This is a genomic window from Mesorhizobium shonense (assembly GCF_040545255.1).
Taxonomy (GTDB): Bacteria; Pseudomonadota; Alphaproteobacteria; order Rhizobiales; family Rhizobiaceae; genus Mesorhizobium; species Mesorhizobium shonense.
In genome coordinates this window covers 13,774-36,569 of sequence record NZ_JBEPLM010000019.1, presented here as the reverse complement: position 1 = coordinate 36,569, position 22,796 = coordinate 13,774, and the positions used below count along the sequence as shown (strand labels likewise).

The 22,796-nt window shown below is 65.0% G+C and carries 23 protein-coding genes; 3 read left to right on the top strand and 20 right to left on the bottom strand.

Features of this window, described 5'->3' with window-relative positions; translation table 11 throughout:
* Positions 1–50: 50 nt before the first annotated feature.
* From leuC to rplS, 7 genes are all read right to left on the bottom strand, one after another.
* The gene (gene leuC, locus ABID26_RS31565) at positions 51–1,460 is read right to left on the bottom strand and encodes a 3-isopropylmalate dehydratase large subunit (RefSeq protein ID WP_354417565.1); all 1,410 of its coding nucleotides are present in this window, start codon (positions 1,458–1,460) and stop codon (positions 51–53) included.
* Positions 1,461–1,863: 403 nt separating this feature from the next.
* Positions 1,864–2,514, bottom strand: a complete 651-nt coding sequence (locus tag ABID26_RS31560; protein WP_292300712.1) for a class I SAM-dependent DNA methyltransferase — start codon at positions 2,512–2,514, stop codon at positions 1,864–1,866.
* Positions 2,515–2,576: 62 nt separating this feature from the next.
* The gene (locus ABID26_RS31555) at positions 2,577–3,392 is read right to left on the bottom strand and encodes an amino acid ABC transporter permease (protein ID WP_292300709.1); all 816 of its coding nucleotides are present in this window, start codon (positions 3,390–3,392) and stop codon (positions 2,577–2,579) included.
* 258 nt (positions 3,393–3,650) lie between these two features.
* Positions 3,651–4,448 carry a basic amino acid ABC transporter substrate-binding protein gene (locus ABID26_RS31550; protein ID WP_126097160.1) on the bottom strand — a complete coding sequence of 266 codons (798 nt, stop codon included), beginning with the start codon at positions 4,446–4,448 and terminating at the stop codon, positions 3,651–3,653.
* Positions 4,449–4,617: 169 nt separating this feature from the next.
* Complete coding sequence (locus ABID26_RS31545; protein ID WP_126097159.1) at positions 4,618–5,121, bottom strand: MarR family winged helix-turn-helix transcriptional regulator; 504 nt, start codon at positions 5,119–5,121, stop codon at positions 4,618–4,620.
* Positions 5,118–5,552, bottom strand: coding sequence for an organic hydroperoxide resistance protein (locus ABID26_RS31540; RefSeq protein ID WP_126097158.1), 435 nt, complete (start codon positions 5,550–5,552; stop codon positions 5,118–5,120). Before ABID26_RS31540 ends, ABID26_RS31545 begins: the two co-directional genes overlap by 4 nt.
* A 445-nt stretch (positions 5,553–5,997) precedes the next feature.
* Positions 5,998–6,531: a 50S ribosomal protein L19 gene (gene rplS, locus ABID26_RS31535; protein WP_126097157.1), complete on the bottom strand. Its 534-nt coding sequence runs from the start codon at positions 6,529–6,531 to the stop codon at positions 5,998–6,000.
* Between the two features lie 312 nt (positions 6,532–6,843).
* On the opposite strand from rplS, the gene ABID26_RS31530 reads away from it, so the two are divergent.
* A complete protein-coding gene (locus tag ABID26_RS31530) occupies positions 6,844–7,596 on the top strand; it encodes a sulfite exporter TauE/SafE family protein (protein ID WP_126097156.1) in 753 nt (250 codons plus the stop codon).
* Here ABID26_RS31530 and trmD read toward each other — a convergent pair.
* Together trmD and rimM are read right to left on the bottom strand one after the other, a co-directional pair.
* Positions 7,578–8,279: a tRNA (guanosine(37)-N1)-methyltransferase TrmD gene (gene trmD, locus ABID26_RS31525; RefSeq protein ID WP_126097155.1), complete on the bottom strand. Its 702-nt coding sequence runs from the start codon at positions 8,277–8,279 to the stop codon at positions 7,578–7,580. The two genes, ABID26_RS31530 and trmD, sit on opposite strands and share 19 nt — an antisense overlap.
* Entirely contained in the window at positions 8,276–8,872 is a 597-nt protein-coding gene (rimM, locus tag ABID26_RS31520; RefSeq protein WP_126097154.1) for a ribosome maturation factor RimM, read from the bottom strand. Before rimM ends, trmD begins: the two co-directional genes overlap by 4 nt.
* 90 nt (positions 8,873–8,962) lie before the next feature.
* On the opposite strand from rimM, the gene ABID26_RS31515 reads away from it, so the two are divergent.
* Positions 8,963–9,910, top strand: a complete 948-nt coding sequence (locus ABID26_RS31515) for a tyrosine recombinase XerC (protein WP_435528626.1) — start codon at positions 8,963–8,965, stop codon at positions 9,908–9,910.
* 225 nt (positions 9,911–10,135) lie between these two features.
* Positions 10,136–11,200 (top strand): TraB/GumN family protein, encoded by a 1,065-nt coding sequence (locus ABID26_RS31510; protein WP_126097152.1) that lies wholly within the window; start codon positions 10,136–10,138, stop codon positions 11,198–11,200.
* Positions 11,201–11,865: 665 nt separating this feature from the next.
* Here ABID26_RS31510 and lpdA read toward each other — a convergent pair.
* From lpdA to sucC, 11 genes are all read right to left on the bottom strand, one after another.
* On the bottom strand, positions 11,866–13,272 hold the full coding sequence (lpdA, locus tag ABID26_RS31505) for a dihydrolipoyl dehydrogenase (RefSeq protein ID WP_126097151.1): 1,407 nt from the start codon (positions 13,270–13,272) through the stop codon (positions 11,866–11,868).
* 32 nt (positions 13,273–13,304) lie between these two features.
* Positions 13,305–14,060, bottom strand: coding sequence for an SDR family oxidoreductase (locus ABID26_RS31500; protein WP_126097150.1), 756 nt, complete (start codon positions 14,058–14,060; stop codon positions 13,305–13,307).
* A complete protein-coding gene (locus ABID26_RS31495) occupies positions 14,057–14,569 on the bottom strand; it encodes a hypothetical protein (protein WP_126097149.1) in 513 nt (170 codons plus the stop codon). The genes ABID26_RS31500 and ABID26_RS31495 overlap by 4 nt, the downstream gene beginning before the upstream one ends.
* Positions 14,570–14,603: 34 nt before the next feature.
* Positions 14,604–15,890 carry a 2-oxoglutarate dehydrogenase complex dihydrolipoyllysine-residue succinyltransferase gene (odhB, locus tag ABID26_RS31490; RefSeq protein WP_126097148.1) on the bottom strand — a complete coding sequence of 429 codons (1,287 nt, stop codon included), beginning with the start codon at positions 15,888–15,890 and terminating at the stop codon, positions 14,604–14,606.
* 66 nt (positions 15,891–15,956) lie between these two features.
* A complete protein-coding gene (locus tag ABID26_RS31485; protein ID WP_354417560.1) occupies positions 15,957–18,944 on the bottom strand; it encodes a 2-oxoglutarate dehydrogenase E1 component in 2,988 nt (995 codons plus the stop codon).
* Between the two features lie 118 nt (positions 18,945–19,062).
* On the bottom strand, positions 19,063–19,965 hold the full coding sequence (sucD, locus tag ABID26_RS31480; protein ID WP_126097147.1) for a succinate--CoA ligase subunit alpha: 903 nt from the start codon (positions 19,963–19,965) through the stop codon (positions 19,063–19,065).
* A gap of 27 nt (positions 19,966–19,992) precedes the next feature.
* Positions 19,993–20,409, bottom strand: coding sequence for a PIN domain-containing protein (locus tag ABID26_RS31475; protein ID WP_126097146.1), 417 nt, complete (start codon positions 20,407–20,409; stop codon positions 19,993–19,995).
* Positions 20,336–20,641, bottom strand: coding sequence for a hypothetical protein (locus tag ABID26_RS31470; RefSeq protein ID WP_126097145.1), 306 nt, complete (start codon positions 20,639–20,641; stop codon positions 20,336–20,338). Before ABID26_RS31470 ends, ABID26_RS31475 begins: the two co-directional genes overlap by 74 nt.
* Positions 20,642–20,725: 84 nt before the next feature.
* Positions 20,726–21,217, bottom strand: a complete 492-nt coding sequence (locus ABID26_RS31465) for a DUF1579 family protein (RefSeq protein WP_126097144.1) — start codon at positions 21,215–21,217, stop codon at positions 20,726–20,728.
* A gap of 3 nt (positions 21,218–21,220) precedes the next feature.
* A complete protein-coding gene (locus ABID26_RS31460; RefSeq protein WP_126097143.1) occupies positions 21,221–21,592 on the bottom strand; it encodes a cupin domain-containing protein in 372 nt (123 codons plus the stop codon).
* Between the two features lie 3 nt (positions 21,593–21,595).
* A complete protein-coding gene (sucC, locus tag ABID26_RS31455; protein ID WP_126097142.1) occupies positions 21,596–22,789 on the bottom strand; it encodes an ADP-forming succinate--CoA ligase subunit beta in 1,194 nt (397 codons plus the stop codon).
* Positions 22,790–22,796: the final 7 nt, after the last annotated feature.

Here is a 22,796-nt window from a genome sequence, read left to right as displayed (position 1 = left end):
GGCCCGGATCGCAGCGCGATCCGGGCCTTTGTCGCGTTTGCCGCTGGCCGTTACTTCCAGTCGCGGATGTCGACGAAGTGGCCGGCGATCGCGGCGGCCGCCGCCATCGCCGGCGACACCAGATGGGTGCGGCCCTTGAAGCCCTGCCGGCCCTCGAAATTGCGGTTCGAGGTCGAGGCGCAGCGCTCATGCGGCTTCAGCCGGTCGTCGTTCATGGCCAGGCACATCGAGCAGCCCGGCTCGCGCCAGTCGAAGCCGGCGGCGACGAAGATCTTGTCTAGACCCTCTGCCTCGGCCTGCTCCTTCACCAGGCCGGAGCCCGGCACGATCATCGCATTGACGCGCGGATTGACTTTTCTGCCCTCGACCACCTTGGCGGCGGCACGCAGGTCCTCGATGCGGCCGTTGGTGCAGGAGCCGATGAAGACGCGATCGAGCGCGATGTCGGTGATCTTGGTTCCCGGCGTCAGCCCCATATAGTCGAGCGCGCGCAGCTTCGAGGAGCGCTTGTTCTCGTCGGCGATATCGGCCGGATTGGGCACGAAGCCCTGCACCGAGACGACGTCCTCGGGCGAGGAGCCCCAGGAGACGATCGGCGGCAGTTTTTGCGCGTCGAGCACGACCACTTTGTCGAAATGCGCGCCTTCGTCGGAATGCAGCGTCTTCCAATAGGCGAGTGCTGAATCCCAGGCGGCGCCCTTCGGCGCGCGCGGCTTGTCCTTCACATAGGCGAAGGTGGTCTCGTCCGGCGCGATCAGGCCGGCCCGCGCGCCGCCCTCGATCGACATGTTGCAGATCGTCATGCGGCCTTCCATCGATAGCGAGCGGATCGCTTCGCCGGCATATTCGATGACATAACCGGTGCCGCCGGCGGTGCCGATCTCGCCGATGATGGCGAGGATGATATCCTTGGCGGTGACGCCTTCCGGAAGCTGGCCGTCGACGCGCACCAGCATGTTCTTGGCCTTGCGCTGGATCAGCGTCTGGGTGGCGAGCACATGCTCGACTTCCGACGTGCCGATGCCGTGCGCCAAGGCACCGAAGGCGCCATGGGTGGAGGTGTGGCTGTCGCCGCAGACGATGGTCATGCCGGGGAGCGTAAAACCCTGCTCAGGCCCGATGATGTGGACGATGCCCTGGCGGACGTCGTTCTCGGAATAATATTCGATGCCGAAATCCTTGGCGTTCTTGGCCAGCGCCTCGACCTGGATGCGGCTTTCCTCGTTCTTGATGCCGTACTTGCGCTCGGGCGAGGTCGGCACGTTGTGGTCGACCACGGCCAGCGTCTTTTCGGGATGGCGAACCTGGCGGCCGCTCATGCGCAGGCCTTCGAAGGCCTGCGGGCTGGTGACCTCATGCACGAGGTGGCGGTCGATATAGAGCAGGCAGGTGCCGTCGTCCTGGCGGTCGACGACGTGGTCGTCGAAGATCTTGTCGTAGAGGGTGCGCGGTGCGCTCATATGCGTAAATCCGTCGATCTTGAAAAATGGGAAAAGCTGGCGCCGGGCTCACGCCGGCGTAGCGACTTGTGTCAGTCGGCCTTAGTTAAGTCGGCTGGTGAGCGCGCCGCAGACGCGCGCGGCAAATCGCGACGGCAGGCGCTTTCTGTCCTGCAGCACAAAACCCTTGTAGGCCGGATCGCCGAAAAGCTCTTCCATGGCGGGGTAAATAGCAATGTTTTGGCTTTTCGGCAATTAGCGCCAGCTTCCCTTCTCCCCTTGCGGGAGAAGGTGGATCGGCGCGCAGCGCCGAGACGGATGAGGGGTGTTCCAGCGGAGTGAGACGCTGGCTTTCCCTGGAGCACCCCTCATCCGTCGCCTTCGGCGACACCTTCTCCCACAAGGGGAGAAGGGAAGTTGGCGCTCACATCACCTCGAACACAAAAGTCTTCACCAGCGCTTCCGGGTCGCCGATCGCGTAGCAGCGGAACCACGGGCTTTGCTCGACCAGGCGCCACTTCCTCGCCTGCGTGAGCTCATCGAACACCGCCTGAAATCCGCCGCTCTCGAACACCTGATCGCGCACCGTGAAGATGGCGTGGCCGCCGCTTTTGGTGATGCGCACCAGCTCGCGCAGGCCGGAAGCCGGCGCGTGGCCGATGGTGAACACGCCCGTCGAAAAGAAGGCTCGGAAATGCCGGTCCGGCCAGGGCAGCGGGCCGCCGAGCATCGCTTTCTTCAGCTCGCTATAGGCCGGCTTGCCATTGGCTTGGCGGCTGCCGGCGAGCTTCAGCATGTCGTCGGAAAGGTCGAGGCCGGCGATGTCGCCATAGCCCAGCGCCTTGAGCGATGGCCCCGACAGGCCGGTGCCGCAGCCGGCGTCGAGCAGCGGACCTTCGCCCGCAGGCACATGGCGCGCCACCCAGGCGGTGATGAGGAAAGGCAGCAGATAGCCGAGCGAGGCGGTCTCGCTGTCATAGGTCGCCGCCCATTCGGCATAGGCCTTGGCGAGCGCCTCCGGCGTCTCGGCCGTATAGACGGAGTCCAGCGCCGCATTGGCCTTGTCGAAATTCATGGTCGGCTCCTCCATGGATACGCATCGAACAGCGGGATCGTAGCGCGGACCATCTCTGCCGGCTATTCCTCACGCTGCCGGCGCAGCCGCCGTTCCAGCGCCCGCAGCGCCAGCGACAGGCCGACGGTCAGGATGAGATAGACATAGGCGACGATCGAATAGGTCTCGAAGAAGCGGAAGGAACCGGCGGCATAGACCTTGCCGATCTGGGTGATGTCGGCGACGCCCAGCACCGAGACCAGCGAGGAATCCTTGACCATGGCGACGAAGTCGTTGCCGAGCGGCGGCAGGATGGTGCGGATCGCCTGCGGAAAGACGATCAGGCGGAAGCGCTGCACGCGCGTCAGCCCGAGCGCCTTGGCGGCTTCGATCTGCCCCTTCTCGACCGACTGGATACCGGCCCGGAACACTTCCGAAATGAAGGCCGAGTAGCCGATGGTGAGCGCCATGATGGCGCGCCACAGAAGCGAGACGTCGCGCACCAGCAATTCGCCAAGCAGCCCGGCGCTCTGCAGCGGCGCCGTCAGCGCGTTCCACGCCGTGACGAAGGCCGGCGCGCCGGCGAAGGCGATCCAGAACAACAGCACCAGGATCGGCACTCCACGGATGATCTCGACATAGAAGCGGGCGATCTGCCGTAACCATTGCGACCCCGATAGCGCCATCAGCGCGACGCCGAGCCCCAGCGCCGAGGCCAGCGCGAAAGCGACCACGGTGACGAAAATGGTGATGCCGATGCCCTTGACGACGATGGCGAAGACCTCGGCATAGATATCGCTCGCCGCGATGGCGAGGGCGGCGGCGAGCGCAAGGACGGCCGCAGCGGCAAGCCACCAGGGGAATTCTGATTTGGCGGTGGATGAGGACGCAGCCGACATCAGGCGATGCCGGTGTAAAGATCGAGAAAGGATGGTGCCAAGGCACCCCCCTCTGGCCTGCCGGCCATCTCCCCCTCAAGGGGGGAGATTGGCGGCTTCGGCCACACCGCCCACCCTGCAGCGTTGGAGATTAGCGAAAACCGGCGCGCCATCCGATCTCCCCCCTTGAGGGGGAGATGCCCGGTAGGGCAGAGGGGGGTGCCTTGGCGCAAGGTCAGCGCGAGTTGTTGCACACGCACTGTTCTTAACAAGACGAGCTCACTGCCCCATCTTGTAGTCGAGGAACCACTTTTTGTTCAGCGCATCCAGCGTGCCGTCGGCTTTGAGCGCGGCGATCGCGGCGTTGACCGGCTTCACCAGGTCGGAGCCCTTCGGGAAGATGAAGCCGAAATCCTCGGTGCCGAGCGGGCCGCCAATCAGCTTGAGCTTGCCTTCGGAAGCGTCGACATAGCCCTTGCCGGCGGTGCCGTCGGTGAGCACCACGTCGACGTCGCCGGACTTCAGCGCCTGCACGGTGGCGCCGAATGTTTCGAAAAGTTTGATGCGCGGATTCTGCTCATTACCGTCGAGCACGCTGTAGACGGCGGTGTAGAAGGGCGTGGTCCCGGGCTGGGCGCCGACCAGCCCGTCCTTGAAGGTGGCAAAACTCTTGGCATCGGTGAAGCGGCTTTCGTCGCCGCGCACCAGCATGAACTGCTCCGAGCGCATATAGGGATCGGAGAAGTCGACTTTCTGCTTGCGGTCGTCCTTGATGGTGATGCCGGTCATGCCGATGTTGTACTGGTTATCGGAAACCGCCTGGATCATCGCGTCCCAGGAGGTGTTCTGGTACTCGACCTTGAAGTTCAGCCGCTTGGCGATCTCGTCCATGGCGTCATATTCCCAGCCGATCTGCTTGCCGGTTTTCTTGTCGATGAACTGCAGCGGCGGGTAGGCATTCTCCGTCACCACCACAATTTTTTTGCCGCCGAGATCGGGCAGCGTGTCGGCGAGCGCCGCGACGGGCGCGAGAAGACAGGCCACCATGGCGGCCAGCAGCAGTTTCGACTTGGTCATGACAACTCCCCAGAACCTGAAACGCCCGCTATGCGGGCACGCATGAAAACCCGGCGCCGACTTTAGCTGTCCGCAGGCGCCTTGCAAGCCGATCCGCTGCATGGACAAGCGGCAAAGCGGATTCCCATGCTCTGATCGGCACGGTTTCCGAACGCTGCCGGTGAAGCGATTATTCCGCAGGCTCCGCGACGGCATCGCGCAGCCCGGCGACCAGTCGCGTCAGCGTGCCGTGCAGGGCTTTGAGCTCGGCGCGCTCCAACGGCATGCTGCAGTCGAGCGCGGCGGTCACATCCTTCATGTTCGCGCGCAGCGCCTGGCCTTTTGCCGTCGGCTCGACCAGCACCCGGCGCTCGTCGGCGCTGTCGCGCCGGCGGGTGACGAGGCCGCCCGCTTCCATCCGCTTGACCAGCGGCGTCAGTGTCGCCGAATCCAGCCCCAGCGCCTCGCCGAGCTCGCCAACCGTCATAGGTGAACGCTGCCAAAGCGCCAGCATCGCCAGATATTGCGGATAGGTGAGGCCGAGCGGATCGAGCAGCGGCCGGTAAAGCTTGGTCATCAGCCCGCTTGCGGAATAGAGCGCGAAGCAGAGCTGCTGGTCGAGACGCGGAACGGCAATCGTCCCGGCATTATCCGCCGGGACATCGCTCGCTCGAATTTCGGTTTCAGTCGTCATGCCGCCTTTGCCGCAAGCGCCACCGTGGAAAGGGCCACGTCGATATTGCCCCGGATGGCGTTGGAATAGGGACAGATCTGGTGCGCTTCCGATACAAGCGCTTCCGCGCCCGCCTGATCAAGGCCTTTCGTCTCCGCCGCCAGCGCGACGCCCAGCCTGAAACCGCCCTGATCGTTGGGATAGAGGCTGACGGTGGCCGTCACTGCCGCATCCTCGAGCGGCAGCTTCTTTTTGCGCGCGACGAAGCGGATGGCGCTTTCGAAGCAGGCGGCATAGCCGGCGGCGAACAGCTGCTCGGGATTGGTGGCGCCACCCTGCCCGCCGAGCTCTTTCGGCATCGCCAGATCGAGTTTGAGCAGACCGTCGCTGGTCTCGGCATGGCCCGCGCGGCCACCAACGACGCGAGCCTGGGCGGTGTAGAGTGCTGACATTTCTTTTCTCCAGTTATCTTGTGCACGATTATTTAGTGTACAAGATAAATGGCTGTCAAGGGCCACAATGTGCGCCCCTCTCAGATGTTCGGATGGACGAGAAGCAACCCCGATGGTCGTCATCCACGGGCGGAGCGACGCGAAGCGGAGCGCAGACCCGAGGATCCATTCCGTTACCGCTGTCGTAGGGTGCGGCGGAGCAGAATTCTGCACCGTGGCGGTGCTTCTAAGTCACGGAATGGATCCTCGGGTCTACGCCGCGTCGCTGCGCTCCTTGCTCCGCCCGTGGATGACGAAGCTCAGGCGTTTTAGCCAATCAGCAAGACATGCGGTGCGCGAACGCGCAGGTAGGATAGGAACTGACCGATCAGGAGCCCTGGTGCCGTTCCGCCAAATGAAAAAGGCGGCCGAAGCCGCCTTTCCGAAACACGTCTATCGAAGCGCCTTATTCGGCCGACGCGGCCTCGGCCGACGCGGACTCGGCGGCCTTCTTCTCGGCGGCGTCCTGCGCGGCCTTCTCGGCAGCCAGCGCCTCGGCGGCGGCGACCTTTTCGGCCTCGATGCGGGCGCGCTCGGCGTTCAGGGCATCACGCTCCTCGTCGTTCAGCTTGCGGGCGCGCACGCCGGTGTTTTCCGAAATGCGGGCCGACTTGCCGCGACGGTCGCGCAGGTAATAGAGCTTGGCGCGACGCACTTTGCCGCGGCGCACGATCTCGACGCCTTCGACCATCGGCGAGTAGATCGGGAACACGCGCTCGACGCCTTCGCCGTAGGAAATCTTGCGGACGGTGAAATTCTCCTGGAAGCCGGAGCCGGAGCGGGCGATGACGACGCCCTCATAGGCCTGCACGCGGGTGCGGCTGCCTTCGGTGACTCGCACCTGGACGCGCACGGTGTCGCCGGGCTGGAATTCGGGCAGCTTGCGCTTGGCTTCGATCTTGGCGGCCTGCTCGGCCTCGAGCTGACGGATGAGGTCCATCTCAAATATCCACTTCTTGTTCTTCCGACAGCCAGAGCGTCCTCGACTCGCCTTGCAGTTCCAACGACCGCTCGGCTATGCCCTTTGCGGTCAAGCATCGGACAGGGACGGCTACACCGCCATTTGTTGACGGGTCCAGAAGATCGTTCTTCCGGTTCGGGCGGGCACATACAGCTATTTCGGCGCTTTGTCACGCCTTTGTCGCTTCTTTTTTGGATGCCGCCGCGATCTTCCAATGTAGGGCTTGCGCAGGATGCACAGGCTTTCTAAGCCGGGCGAAGTGTAAATCCTCTCCGGCGGCAATATTTCTCAATGTCAGTTTTCGACGTGGTCCTGCTCTTCGTTGCAGGGTTCGTTTCAGGTGCCGCCAACGCGGTAGCCGGGGGCGGCACCTTCGTCACTTTCGGCGCCATGACGCTGGTCGGCCTGCCGCCGATCATGGCCAACGCCACCTCATCGGTGACGCAACTGCCGGGCTATATCACCTCGACGCTCGCCTACCTCGACGACATCAGGCATTTCTGGCGCGGCGCCCTGCTGCTTTGCCTGATCTCAGCGCTCGGCGCGCTGGCCGGCTCGCTCATCCTGCTCGCGCTCTCCAACCCGTCCTTCCGCGCGCTCGTGCCCTGGCTGCTCATCGCCGCCACCGCCTTGTTCGCGGCCGGACCATGGCTGAAGCCGACGGCCGGACCGGAACATCAGGCCTCGGTCGGCTCGCTGGCGGGATCGCTGGCGCAGTTCGCGACCTCGGTCTATGGCGGCTTCTTCGGCGCCGGCATGGGCGTCATGATGCTGGCGACCCTCGGCCTGACACAGGCCGGCGACTACCACCGGCTGAACGCGCTGAAGAACATGCTGTCCATCGTGATCGCGATTGTCGCCATACTGGTTTTCGTTTCCGGGGGCGTCGTCGCCTGGCCGCAGGCGGTCGTCATGATCCCGGGCGTGGCGCTGGGCGGCTATGCCGGGGTGTGGATCGCCAAGCGCGTGCCGCAGGGTGCCGTGCGCGGCTTCGTCGTCGCCGTAGGTCTGCTGCTGGCGTTTTACTATTTCGCCAAGGGGTGACCTGCCGCCCATAGGTCCGGCCGCCGTTCCCGGGTCAGCTTCTCGGCCTCGGCGCGCCGCCACTCGGCGATCTTCTTGTGATTGCCCGAGATCAGCACCTCGGGGATCTGCCTGCCCTCGAACTCCTGCGGTCGCGTGTAGTGCGGATGCTCGAGCAGGCCGTTCTCGAAACTCTCTTCCTCGCCCGAGACGGCATTGCCCATGACGCCGGGCAGCAGTCGCACCACGGCGTCGAGCAGCACAAGCGCCGCCGGCTCGCCGCCCGACAGGATGAAATCGCCGATCGAGACTTCCTCCAATCCTCGCGCCTCAATCAGCCGCTGGTCGACGCCCTCGAAGCGGCCGCACAGGATGACGGCGCCCGGCCCGGCGGCCAGTTCGCGTACGCGCGGCTGCGTCAGCGGCCTGCCGCGCGGGCTCATCAAAAGGCGCGGGCGCGGATCGCCCGGCGGCGAGGCATGGTCGATGGCCTGCGCCAGCACATCCGCGCGCATCACCATGCCGGCGCCGCCGCCGGCCGGCGTGTCGTCGACGGTGCGGTGCCTGTCGGTGGCGAAATCGCGGATCTGGATCACTTCCAGCGACCAGGTGCCGGCCTCGAGTGCCCGGCCCGCAAGCGACAGGCCGAGCGCCCCCGGGAACATCTCGGGATAGAGCGTCAGCACCGAGGCGGCAAAGCTCACCGGTTGCCCCCGGCATCCTTCGGTCCGCGCGGCCGGCCTTTTGGGTCGAAGCCGGAACCGCCGGGCGCCTCGGTCTCTTCGTCCTCGGCCAACCCCGCCGCCAGCGGATCGACCTGGACGAAGCCGTCGGCGATCGACACATGCGGCACCGCGGCCTGGGTGAACGGGATCAGCACGCCCTTGCGGCCGGCGAGCGTGACATCGAGTATGTCGCCGCCGCCGAAATTGTGCACGGCGACAACCCTGCCGATGACGCCGGTATCGTCCCTGACTTCCAGGCCGATCAGGTCGGCGTGGTAGAACTCGTCCTCCTCGCCATCTTCCGGCAGCACCGAACGGTCGACGAAGAGTTCGGTGCCGGCAAGCGCTTCGGCGGCGTTGCGGTCACTGATACCCTTGAAACGCACCACCACCACCGTGCCGGCCGGCCTGATGTCGAGGATCTGGAAGGCACGGCCATCCTTGGCGTAGAGCGGCCCGTAGTCGGCAAGCGCCAGCGGATCGCCGGTGAAGGTTTTCACCCGCAACTCGCCCTTGATGCCGTGCGCGGCGCCGATCACGGCCATCTGTACGGGGTTTTGCAGCTTCGACATCGGCAGCGCTTCCTTTGCCCTGCTCTAACCCTCCCCAGCTGTCATTTCAATGACGCGCTCTTCACCGCTTCCTAACTTGCCTGGCGGAAGATGCCTGCCATGCAGGAATTCCTCATCCCGGCAAAGCCCGACCTTCAGGCGGCGCGCGAAACCTGGCTGAAGATGCTGGCGCGCGAGCGCCGGCTGTCGCCGGAGACGGTCGAAGCCTATGAGCGCGACACGCGCCAGTTCCTGCATTTTCTGACCGGACATTGTGGCGGCCCGCCCGGCATCTCGGAGATCGCCGACCTGCGGCCGGCCGACCTGCGCGGCTTCCTCGCCGCGCGCCGCAACGCCGGCGCCGGCGCCCGCACGCTTGGGCGCGGCCTCGCCGGCATCCGCTCGCTGCTGCGCTTTCTGGAAAAGCGCGGCCTCGCCAACGCTGCGGGTGCTGCGGCGTTGCGCGCGCCGCGCCAGCCGAAATCGCTGCCCAAGCCGCTGACGGCGAGCGATGCGAAACAGGTCGTAGCCGTGGAAGGCCAGCTGGCGGAAGAGCCATGGATCGCCGCCCGCAACGCCGCCGTGCTGACGCTGCTCTACGGTTCCGGGCTGCGCATTTCGGAGGCGCTTGGCCTCAGCGGCGCCGATCTCGCCACGGATGCCGACACCGTGCTGCGCATCACCGGCAAGGGCGGCAAGACGCGGCTGGTGCCGGTGCTGCCGGTGGCGTCACGCGCGGTTGCCGAATACCGGCGGCTCTGCCCGTTCCATATCGATCCGAAGGGACTGCTGTTTCGCGGCGCCCGCGGCGGACCGCTCAACCCGGCGATCGTGCAACGCGAGATGGCGAAGCTGCGCTCGGCGCTCAACCTGCCCGACACCGCGACGCCGCATGCCTTGCGCCATTCCTTCGCCACGCATCTGCTCGGCCGCGGCGGCGACCTGCGCACCATCCAGGAACTGCTCGGCCATGCCAGCCTGTCGACCACCCAGATCTATACCGGCGTCGACACGGCAAGGCTGCTGGATATTTACGAGAAGGCGCATCCAAGGGCGTGAATCATCAGGGATTGCGCGAAGCCTCGGGGCTTCGTCATCCTCGGGTCTGCGCCGCGTCGCTACGCTCCTTGCTCCGCCCGTGGATGACGAAGCGATGGGCGTTTCAGCCAATCGTCAAGGTATTCGATCCGAAAACCCGAGCGAACGTCCAAACTCACTGCACCGGAAACAATTTCATCCGCCGGTTAACCGTTTTGCCGCTTTTCGGCGCTAAGACACTTGTCCATGAAACGCGTCATCGCCATCGCCGACCGCGCGGCTCTCGTCTCGTTGAAGCTGCTTGCGGCGCTCAACGTGCTGTTTTTCCTGTCGTTTCTCATCGTTCTGGTGCTGGCCGGCAGGGCGCATGCCGAAGCGCCAGCCTGCGCCGGCAGCGATCTGCTGGAAAGCCTCGCAAAGAGCGATCCCGCCGCCTTCAAGAAGGTCGAGACCGAGGCCGCCGCCGTTCCGAACGGCAAAGGCCTGCTGTGGAAGCTGGAAAAGCCGGGCGAAAAGCCGTCCTTCCTGTTCGGCACCATGCATGTGACCGACACGCGCGTCACCACGCTGCCGGCCGCGGCCCGGAAAGCCTATGAGGGCGCCGACACCGTCATCATCGAAACCACCGACGCCCTCGACAAGGCCAAGATGATGGCCGCCATGGCCGCCGAGCCTGGCCTGATGATGTTCACCGACAACACCACGCTGTCCTCGCTGCTGTCGCCCGAAGACGTGGCGGTGCTGAACAAGGGGCTCGATGCACGCGGCATCCCGCCCCTGACCGTCGCCAAGATGAAGCCGTGGATCCTGTCGGCGATGGTGGCGCTGCCGGCCTGCGAGGTGGCGCGCCAGGCCGCCGGCGCGCCGGTGCTGGATGTCAAGCTCGCCTCCGACGCCAAGACGTCCGGCAAGGACGTCGAGGGACTGGAAACCGCGGCCGACCAGTTGCGCGCCATGGCCTCGCTGCCGCTTGCCTACCACATGAAAGGGCTGGTCGAGACGCTGAAGCTCGGCGACCGGGTGAACGACGTCAACGAAACCATGATCGTGCTCTACCAGCGCGGCGATGTCGGCATGTTCTGGCCGCTGTTCCGCGCCGTGCTGCCCGACGCCGCGAACGATCAGGCCGGCTATGCCGCCTTCGAGCAGACCATGATCACCAGCCGCAACAAGGTAATGGTGGAACATGCCGAACCTCTACTGGCCAAGGGCAATGCCTTCATGGCCGTCGGCGCGCTGCATCTGCCCGGCCCTGACGGACTGGTCGAAGATTTCCGCAAGGCGGGGTATACTGTTACCGCCGTCAACTGAGTCGTCTGGCGGCTGGGGAGCGGAAAACGCCGGTTTTTCAGCGCTTTCCGTCCGCCTGCGTGAAACCGATAGCGGGATCGCGCGTTGATGGCTGTTGATTGAAGCCTTTCATTCCAAGGAGGACACGTTTCATGGCGAACCCTAACGACCCCTTCACCCCTCCGAGCACGCCTCCCTCGTCGGGTGGCGGCGGCAGCGGGTGGCTGATCGCCCTTGTTGTCATTATCCTGGCCATTGTTGCGTATTATGTTTTTGGCAGAACCGGCGGCGAAAAGGCGCCGGCGCCCGCCGAGCCGCCGGCCGCTACGACCCCGGCACCCGCACCCGCTCCGGCTGAGCCAGCGCCTGCGACGCCTACTCCGGCCCCCGAGCCGGCACCGGCAACTCCCGCTCCGGCTCCTGCGCCCGCTCCGGCGCCTGCCCCGGCACCCTCGCCATCCCCGGCTCCGGCTCAGTAATAGGCTACAGCTCAACGACGAGCGGCCCGCCGAAAGGCGGGCCGCTTTGTTTGTACAGGCGAGAGAAAGGCCCTTAGAAACTCGCTCCGGTGAGTCAGCTGGCGTGACTTTCGAGAACCGGAGCGCAGCGGACGTTCAGGTCCGTGAGCACCGGAAGCGGAGAAAGTCGCGTCAGATGGCCGCCGGAGTAGAGTTTATACGGGCCTTTCAGATGTGGATCGGTTTGAAGAATGTGGCCAGCGCCGCTTCCTTGACCGCTTCCGACATCGTCGGATGAGCATGGCAGGTGCGGGCGAGGTCTTCCGACGAGCCGCCGAATTCCATCAGCACGGCGGCCTCGTGGATCATCTCGCCGGCGCCGAAGCCGACGATATGGACGCCGAGCACGCGGTCGCTTGCCTTGTCGGCCAGGATCTTCACGAAGCCGTCGGTGTGCAGCATGGCGCGCGCGCGGCCGTTGGCGCTGAACGGGAACTTGCCGACCTTGTAGTCGATGCCGGCTTTCTTCAATTCCTCCTCGGTCTTGCCGACGGAGGCGATTTCCGGGGTGGTGTAGACGACGCTCGGGATGACGTCATAGTTCACGTGGCCGGCTTGGCCGGCAATCGTCTCGGCCACGGCGACACCCTCGTCCTCGGCCTTGTGCGCCAGCATCGGTCCGGCGATGACGTCGCCGATGGCATAGATGCCGGACACGTTGGTCCTCAGATGCCCGTCGGTCTTGACCCGGCCGCGCTCGTCCATCTCGACGCCCGCTTCCTTCAGCCCAAGGCTGTCGGCATAGGGGCGGCGGCCGGTGGCGACCAGCACGACGTCGGCCTCGATGGTTTCGGGCGCGCCGCCCTTCACCGGCTCGAACGTGATGCTGGCGCCCTTCTTGGACTTGGCGACGCCAGTGACCTTGGCCCCTAACTTGAATTCGAAACCCTGCTTCGACAGCAGCCGCTGGAACTGCTTCGAGACCTCGCCGTCCATGCCGCCGAGGATGGTGTCGAGGAACTCGACGACCGTGACCTTGGCGCCGAGCCTGGCCCACACCGAGCCGAGCTCCAGCCCGATGACGCCGCCGCCGACCACCACGAGGCTGGCGGGCACCTTGGCCAGCGACAGCGCGCCGGTGGAAGACACGATCACCTTCTCGTCGAAATCGACCTTGACGCCCGAAATGCCGGCGACGTCGGAACCGGTGGCGATCACGATGTTCTTGGTCTCGATCTCCTCGACCCTGCCGTCCTCACCGGTCACCGACACCTTGCCGGCGGAAACCACCTTGCCGGTGCCGCGGAAGGAATCGATCTTGTTCTTCTTGAACAGGAAGGCGACGCCGTTGACGTTGGAGGCCACGGTCGCATCCTTGTGCGCCAGCATCTTCTTCAGGTTGAGCTTCGGCGCGCCGACCTCGACGCCCAGCATGTCGAAGGTATGGCCGGCTTCGGCGAACATCTCGGAGGCGTGGAGCAGCGCCTTCGACGGGATGCAGCCGATGTTGAGGCAAGTGCCGCCGAAGGTGGCGTTCTTCTCGACCACCGCCGTCTTCAGGCCGAGCTGCGCCGCCTTGATGGCGCAGACATAGCCGCCCGGTCCCGATCCGATGATTACGACGTCATAAGCCATGAGACTGTCCTTGTTATCCGGTTATCCGGCCTTCAGCGGCCGCCGCTCACATTGAGGATCGCGCCCGTTATATAGGAGGCCGAGTCCGACAAAAGATAGAGAACCGCGCTCGCGACCTCATCGGTCGTGCCCGCGCGTTTCATCGGCAGCATGTCCTGCATCCGCGCCACGCGATCCGGCTGGCCGCCGGAGGCATGGATCTCGGTTTCGGTGATGCCGGGGCTGACCGCATTGACGCGAATGCCTTCCAGCACCACCTCGCGCGCCAGCCCGATCGTCAGCGTGTCGATCGCGCCCTTGGAGGCGGCGTAGTCGACATATTCACCGGGCGCGCCAAGCCTGGCGGCCGCCGACGAAATGTTGACGATGGCGCCGCCCTTGCCGCCGTGCCGCGTCGACATGCGCTTCACCGCCTCCCGCGCGCAGAGGAAGGAGCCGACGACGTTGATGCGCATCATGCGCTCGACCCGCTCGGTGCTCATCTGGTCGACACGCGCCTTGACGTCGACGATGCCGGCATTGTTGACGAAGGCGTCGAGCCGACCGAAGGCGCGGTCCACCGCCTCGAACATCGCCACCACATCGGCCTCGTTGCCGACATCGCCCTTGACCGCGAAGGCCTCGCCGCCCGCGGCTTCGAGCTCGGCGACAAGCGCCTCGGCCGCGGCCTGGTTGGAGACATAGTTGACCGCCACGCGATAACCGGCCTGGACGGCCTGCCGGCAGATAGCCGCGCCGATGCCGCGGCTGCCGCCGGTAACCAGCAGCGTTTTCTTGTCAGCACTCATTCCTGGCAGCCTTTCAGGGAAAAAATGTCCCATGGCACTCTGGAGAAGCCGGCGGGACCGTAAGCAGCCGACATTTCGAGCGACGGGCCGAGATCGGGAAAGATTAGGCTTTTCGGCGCATCAGCGCCCTCGGCCGGCAACAACCCGATGGTGCCCTTCTCGTCGGCGCTGTAGATCACGCCTTCCCAAACCGTGCAGGCGGCAAGCTCCTCGCCGGTGACGTCGCCGGTCGGGCATCTGTACATCAGCGAGCCGTGAGGGCGCCCAGCGGAGCCTTCGGTCCACATGGCGATGCCGTCGAGCACGACATTGTTGTCGAGGATCATGCGGAAGCTGTTGGTGATCGTCGCCGAGGTGCCGGCCGGGGTGAAATCGATCTCGGCGCCGCTCCGTGCCTCACCGTAGACCGCGAGTTGGATCGGGCAGGCGGCCTGGGCGGCGGCTGTGACGAGAGCGACGCCGGCCGCAAGGGCGACCGGCTTCGCGGCAGCGAGCAGACAGGCCTTCATTCGCCGCTCCGGCCGCCAGCCGCCATAGGTCACCTTACAGATCGAGCACCAGCCGCTCGGGATCTTCCAGGCTTTCCTTGACACGGACGAGGAAGGTCACCGCTTCCTTGCCGTCGACGATGCGGTGGTCGTAGCTGAGCGCCAGATACATCATCGGACGGATGACGATCTGGCCGCCGACCACCATCGGCCGCTCCTGGATCTTGTGCATGCCGAGGATGCCGGACTGCGGTGCGTTCAGGATCGGCGTCGACATCAGCGAGCCATAAACGCCGCCGTTGGAGATGGTGAAGGTGCCGCCCTGCATGTCCGCGACCGACAGCTTGCCGTCGCGCGCGGCGAGGCCCAGCCGGCCGATCTCCTTCTCGATCTCGGCGATCGACATCTGGTCGGCGTCGCGCACCACCGGAACCACCAGGCCCTTGTCGGTGCCGACGGCGACGCCGACATGGGCGAAGTTCTTGTAGATGATGTCGGTGCCGTCGATCTCGGCATTGACCGCCGGGATCTCCTTCAGCGCATGCGTCACCGCCTTGGTGAAGAAGCCCATGAAGCCGAGCTTCACGCCGTGCTTCTTCTCGAACACGTCCTTGTACTTCGCCCTCAGCGCCATCACCGCGCTCATGTCCACCTCGTTGAAGGTGGTGAGCATGGCGGCGGTCGACTGCGCCTCCTTCAGCCGCCGAGCGATCGTCTGCCGGAGCTTGGTCATGCGCACGCGCTCCTCGCGCGAGGCATCGTCGGCCGAGGACGGCGCGCGGGCCGCTACGGGAGCGGGCGCGGGCGCCGCCTTCGGCGGCTCGGCAGGCTGCGAGGGCGCGCCCTTGGCGATCGCGTCGAGCACGTCGCCCTTCAGCACCTGGCCACGCTTGCCCGAACCCGGCAGGTGGTCGACCGCGAGATTGTGCTCGGCGATCAGCTTGGCCGCGGACGGCGCCGGCGGCATGGTGCGCGGTTCGATCGGACCGCCGCCGCCGGCAACCTTGGCGGTTTCGGCCGCGGCCTGCTTGGTCGTGGACGCCGCGTCCGGGCTCGAGGCCTGCGCCACCGCGTGGGGCTTGGCCGCTGGCGCGGTCGCTTCGCCGCCGGCCGAAATCGAGCCGAGCAGCGCGCCGACATTGACCGTCTCGCCTTCCTTGACGGTGATTTCGGAGAGCGTTCCGGCGCCCGCGGCAGGCACCTCCACCGTCACCTTGTCGGTTTCGAGCTCGACCAGCGGCTCATCGGTGGCGATCGCGTCGCCGACCTTCTTGAACCACTTGCCGACGGTCGCCTCGGTGACGGATTCGCCGAGAGTGGGGACGCGGATTTCGGTAGCCATTGTGCCTGTCCGTTCTCTTCTCTTCTTGAGGTCTGTTTCGTCCGGCCTGCTTATTCGCCCCAGGCCTTATTCACCAAGCGCGTCGTCGAGCAAGGCGGCGAGCTGGCTGAGATGCTTCGACATCAGTCCGGTCGCCGGCGAGGCCGAGGCCGGCCGTCCGGTGTAGCGCACCCGCTGATGCTTGGCGTCGATATGCGCCAGCACCCATTCGAGATAGGGGTCGATGAACGACCAGGCGCCCATGTTCTTGGGCTCCTCCTGGCACCACACCATCTCCGCATTGCGGAATCGCGACAGCTCGGTGATCAGCGCCTTGGCCGGGAACGGATAGAGCTGTTCGACGCGCAGCAGGTAGATGTCGTTGATGCCGCGCTTCTCGCGCTCCTCGTAGAGATCGTAATAGACCTTGCCCGAGCACAGCACGACGCGGCGGATCTTGGAATCCTTCACCAGCTTGATCGGCTGGTTGGCCAGGAGCTGCGCGTCGTCCCACAACAGCCGGTGGAACGAGCTCTCGCCCGCCATTTCCGACAGCGTCGATACCGCCCGCTTGTGGCGCAGCAGCGACTTCGGCGTCATCAGGATCAGCGGCTTGCGGAAGTCGCGCTTCAGTTGCCGGCGCAGGATGTGGAAATAGTTGGCCGGCGTGGTGACGTTCGCCACCTGCATGTTGTCCTCGGCGCAGAGCTGCAGGAAGCGCTCGAGGCGCGCCGACGAGTGCTCCGGCCCCTGGCCCTCATAGCCATGCGGCAGCAGGCAGACGAGGCCGGACATTCTGAGCCACTTGCGCTCGCCGGACGAGATGAACTGGTCGAACACCACCTGGGCGCCGTTGGCGAAGTCGCCGAACTGCGCTTCCCAGAGCGTCAGCGCCTTGGGCTCGGCCAGGCTGTAGCCATATTCGAAGCCGAGCACGGCCTCTTCCGAGAGCATCGAGTTGATGACCTCGTAGCCGGCTTGCGCCGCCGACAGGTTGTTGAGGGGGATGTAGCGGTTCTCGTCGCGCTGGTCGTAGAGCACGGAATGGCGTTGGGAGAAGGTGCCGCGCTCCGAATCCTGGCCGGAGAGCCGGATCGGATTGCCGTCGAGCAGGATGGCGCCGAAGGCCAGCGCCTCGGCGGTCGACCAGTCGATGCCTTCGCCGGATTCGATCGCCTGGCGGCGGTTCTCGAGGAAGCGCAGGATCGTCTTGTGCGCCTCGAAATCCTTCGGCACCTCGGTCAGCTTCTTGCCGATTTCCTTGAGCGTCCGCAACGGCACCGCGGTCTTGCCGCGGCGCTGTTCGTCCTGGTTGTCGGCGGTGCGCAAGCCCGACCACGCGCCGTCCAGCCAGTCGGCCTTGTTCGGCTTGTAGGACTGGCCGACTTCCCACTCGCTCTCCAGATGCGCGCGCCAGTCGGACCGCATCTTGTCGACCTCGGCCTGGGTGATATGGCCTTCCGCGATCAGCCGGTCGGCGTAGGTCTGCACCGTCGTCTTATGACTGCGGATGCTGCGGTACATGATCGGCTGCGTGAAGGCCGGCTCGTCGCCCTCATTGTGGCCGAAGCGGCGGTAGCAGAACATGTCCACCACCACCGGCTTGTGGAACTTCATGCGGAATTCGGTCGCAACCTTCGCGGCGTGCACCACCGCTTCCGGATCGTCGCCGTTGACGTGGAAGATCGGCGCCTCGATCATCTTGGCCACATCCGATGGATAGGGCGAGGAGCGCGAGAAGCGCGGATTGGTGGTGAAGCCGATCTGGTTGTTGATGATGACATGCAGCGTGCCGGCGACGCGATGCCCGCGCAGGCCGGAAAGCCCGAGGATTTCGGCGATCACGCCCTGGCCGGCAAACGCCGCGTCGCCGTGCAGCAAGAGCGGCATCACCTTGGCGCGCTCCGACAGCGGTACGACCTCGCCGCGCTCGCGGCCGGCGATCTGATCCTGTTTGGCGCGCGCCTTGCCCATCACGACAGGATCGACGATTTCCAGATGCGAGGGGTTGGCGGTCAGCGACAAATGCACCTTGTTGCCGTCGAACTCGCGATCCGACGAAGCGCCGAGATGATACTTGACGTCGCCGGAGCCCTCGACCTCGTCAGGGGCGGCCGAGCCGCCCTTGAACTCGTGGAAGATAGCGCGATGCGGCTTGGCCATCACCTGGGAAAGCACGTTGAGGCGGCCCCGATGCGCCATGCCGAGCACGATCTCCTTCAGGCCGAGCTGGCCGCCCCGCTTGACGATCTGCTCCAGCGCCGGGATCAGCGACTCGCCGCCGTCGAGGCCGAAGCGCTTGGTGCCCTTGTACTTGACGTCGATATACTGCTCGAAGCCTTCGGCCTCGACCAGCTTCTGCAGGATCGCCTTCTTGCCGGTGGCGGTGAAGGTGATCTCCTTGTCGGCGCCTTCGATGCGCGCCTGGATCCAGGCCTTCTCCTCGGGGTCGGAGATGTGCATGAACTCGACGCCGAGCGTCGAGCAATAGGTGCGGGTGAGGATATCCAGCATCTGCCGGATGGTGCCGAATTCGAGGCCCAGCACATTGTCGAGGAAGATCGGCCGGTCGTAGTCGGCTGTGGTGAAGCCGTAATTTTCCGGCGACAGCTCGTTATAGTCCTCGAGCGGATTGGCGATGCCCAGCGGATCGAGTTTGGCGTGCAGATGGCCGCGCATGCGGTAGGCGCGGATCATCATGATGGCGCGCACGGAATCGCGCGTCGCCTGGTGCACGTCGGCGTCGGAAAGGGCCGCGCCGTTGACGACCGCCTTTTCCTTCACCTTCTTTTCGATCGCCTTCTCGATCAGGCCCCAATTGCCGTCGAGCGCCGACACCAGCTCGCCATTGGCCTGCAGCGGCCAGGAGGGCTTCGCCCAGGAGGCGCCGGTGGCGTTCTTGCGCACGTCGCCCGCGTCGTCCTTCAGCGCCGCGAAGAAATCCTGCCACTCCGGATCGACGGAGGCCGGATCGTCCTCATAGGCCGCATAGAGCGCGTCGATGTAGTCGGCATTGCCGCCATAGAGGAATGAGGTGAGCGAGAATTGGTCGTTGGCCTGATCTTGTCTTGCCATTTTCGTCTGCGGAGCCCGGCTCCGTCTCCTTCTTGGAGCGAATAGTGAGTAGCGAGTAGGGAATTTCCCTGGAGTCGCGTCGTTACTCTGTTTTCGCTATTCACTACTCACTATTCGCTTAACCCTTGATCGCCTCGACTAGCGTCGTGCCCAGTCGGGCCGGCGACGGCGAAACCTTGATCCCGGCCGATTCCATCGCCGCGATCTTGTCTTCCGCGCCGCCCTTGCCGCCCGAGATCACCGCGCCCGCATGGCCCATGGTGCGGCCAGCCGGCGCCGTGCGCCCGGCGATGAAACCCGCCATCGGCTTCTTGCGGCCGCGCTTGGCCTCGTCCTTGAGGAACTGCGCGGCGTCTTCCTCGGCCGAGCCGCCGATCTCGCCGATCATGATGATCGACTTGGTCTCGTCGTCGGCGAGGAACATCTCCAGCACGTCGATGAACTCGGTGCCCTTGACCGGGTCGCCGCCGATGCCGACCGCGGTGGTCTGGCCGAGGCCGACATTGGAGGTCTGGAAGACCGCCTCATAGGTAAGTGTTCCCGAGCGGGAAACAACGCCGACCGAGCCCTTGCGGAAGATGTTGCCGGGCATGATGCCGATCTTGCATTCGTCGGGCGTCAGCACACCGGGGCAGTTCGGGCCGATCAGCCGCGAGGAAGAACGGTCGAGCCGCGCCTTGACCTTGACCATGTCCATCACCGGGATGCCTTCGGTGATGCAGACGATGAGCGGTATCTCGGCCTCGATCGCCTCGATGATCGCTTCGCCGGCACCCGCCGGCGGCACATAGATGACGGAAGCGTTGGCGCCGGTCCTCTCCTTGCCCTCGGCGACGGTGGCGAAGATCGGCAGGGTCTCGCCCTTGGAACCGGTCCAGGTCTCGCCGCCCTTCTTCGGATGGATGCCGCCCACCATCTTGGTGCCGTGATAGGCCAGCGCCTGCTCGGTGTGGAACGTGCCGGTCTTGCCGGTCAGACCTTGGACCAGCACCTTGGTGTTCTTGTCGACGAGAATGGACATGGGTGGGAACGCCTCTGAATTCAGCGATTACAAGAAAGGATTGACGGCTCGGACCGAGCCATAGACCTGGTTGTGGTTGAGATCCTCGGTGTAGAAAATCGGCGCGCCGAGATACGATGCCGCCGCGAGAAGCGCGGCGTCGTAATAGTGAATTCCGTAGCGTCGCGCGAGGTCCAATCCCGCGCGGACATAGCCTTCGTCGACGGGCGCCAACGGGCAGGTTCCGAGGAACACCAGCCATTGATCGAGCAAATCGTCGCCGACAAGGGATTTCCCTCGCGCCACGGCGACGAATTCAGCCAAGGTCTGCCCCGACACGCCAAAGACGGTTCGCGAAATGAGCTCTTCGGCGATTGCTGCGCGGCGCGGATCACGATTCTTCTCCGAGGCCGCGTAGATCAGGACGTTCGTGTCGAGAAAGCAATCGATCTTCCCGGTCGGCATAGGCGTCCCTTCGATCCCACTTGTAGGGAGTGTCGGCGCTGTCGCTGCGTTTGGCTGCCTCGTCCATGAGCCGCTTCATCCCCGCCTTGGCCCAGGCAATCCTGTCTTCCTGCTCGACCTCATGTTCAAGCAGCGAGCGGACAAGGGCGTTGAGCGTCGTCTTGCGACGCCCGGCGAGGCCGCGCGCCCTTTCGAGCAGAGCTTCATCCATAGCCAGGGTGACGTTCTTCATCGTCCATCTCCACATAAACACACAGGAATAATATGTGCGATTATGTGTAACCCTTCAACCGTCTTGCCTGCGATCTCCATCGGTTCAGCCTTCCTCCGAAGGCGAGACGCGCCGGTAGAGGCCGCTCACCATGTCTTGCCAGGCATCGCTGCCGGCGGGCTTGAACTGCAATCGCATGCGGTAGGTATCAGCGCCATCAAAGCTATAAGTCACGCGAGCCGAGCCGCGCGGTGACGACCTTTCCAGCATTAGCTCGTTGCCACTCCATGTGCCGGTAGCCGGCGCCGCCGGCACGAAGCCCATCGAGTCGAACTGATGCATGGTGACAGTGCCGTTCGGTTGGTCGAAGCCGAACACATTGTGCGCGCCGAACGAGATCGTGCCGTCGCGGCGCTGGCGATAACGCTGCACCACGAACAATCCGCCGAATTGCGCCTCCGCCAGCACTTCCGAGGTCGCTGTGCCGGCATCGGTCCATTGCGTCGCAGCGACCTCTTCCTCGCCGCGCCACGCGCCGACCAGCGCCTGCAGGCTCTGGTGACCGGTCGAGAGTGAGGAGAAAGGCGCCGCGTTCATGGCTCAGAGCCGCTTCAGATCGGTGACGGTGAGGTCGCTCTTGGCGTTGCCGGTGTTGAGCGTCGTTGCCGGCTCGAACATCAGCACCACCGGCTCTTCAGTGAGCGAGCGCGGCCGGTGCTCGACGCCGCGCGGCACGACGATGAAGTCGCCCTCGCCGAGCTCGACCGGGCCGTCGCGGAAATCGATGGCGATGCGGCCGCGCAGCACCAGGAAGGCTTCGTCCTCATTGTCATGCGCGTGCCAGTCGAAGGTCTCGCCGAACTTGGCGACCTTCGCTTGGGCATCGTTGACGTCGCCGGCGATATGCGGATCGAAGACCTTGTCGATCTTCGCGTCCGCCGCCTCGACCAGGTTTATCTTGCGCGGAGGCATGTTTCAGCCCTTCACCGCCTTGACGATCTTCTTGGCCGCGTCGTCGAGGTCGTCGGCCGACACGACGTTGAGGCCGCTGTCGTTGATGATCTTCTTGCCGAGCTCGGCATTGGTGCCTTCGAGCCGCACCACCAGCGGCACCTTCAGTCCGACTTCCTTGACCGCGGCGATCACGCCCTCGGCGATGACGTCGCACTTCATGATACCGCCGAAGATGTTGATCAGGATGCCTTCGACCGCCGGGTCCTTGGTGATGATCTTGAACGCTGCCGTCACCTTCTCCTTCGACGCGCCGCCGCCGACGTCGAGGAAGTTAGCCGGCTCAGCACCGTAGAGCTTGATGATGTCCATCGTCGCCATGGCAAGGCCCGCGCCGTTGACCATGCAACCGATATTGCCGTCGAGCGCGACATAGGCGAGGTCGTATTTCGACGCCTCGATCTCCTTTTCGTCCTCTTCGGTGGTGTCGCGCAGCTCCATCACGTCCGGGTGGCGGAAGAGCGCGTTGTTGTCGAACGACACCTTTGCGTCGAGCACGCGCAGCCGGCCATTCCTCATAACGATCAGCGGGTTGACCTCGAGCAGGCTCATGTCCTTCTCGACAAAGGCCTTGTAGAGGATCGGGAACAGCGTCTCGCCGTCCTTGGCCGCATCGCCGTCGAGCTTCAGCGCGGCGTTGAGCTTCTTGACGTCGTCCGCCGTCACGCCCTTTTCCGGATCGATGGCGACGGTGAGGATCTTTTCCGGCGTGTCATGCGCGACCGCCTCGATGTCCATGCCGCCCTCGGTCGAGACGACGAAGGCGATGCGGCCGACGGAGCGGTCGACCAGGATCGACAGATAGAGCTCGCGCTCGATGTCGGCGCCGTCCTCGATATAGAGGCGGTTGACCTGCTTGCCGGCAGGCCCGGTCTGCTTGGTGACCAGCGTGTGGCCGAGCATCTCGTTGGCGTTGGCGACCACTTCGGCCGCCGACTTCGCCAGCCGCACGCCGCCCTTGGCGTCGGCGGGCAGTTCCTTGAACTTGCCCTTGCCGCGGCCGCCGGCATGGATCTGGCTCTTCACGACATAGAGCGGGCCGGGCAGCGCCTTGGCGGCGGCTTCCGCCTCGCTCGCCTTGAACACCGGAACGCCGCTTGCTACCGGCGCGCCGAACGACTTCAGCAACGCCTTGGCCTGATATTCATGGATGTTCATGCGCTTG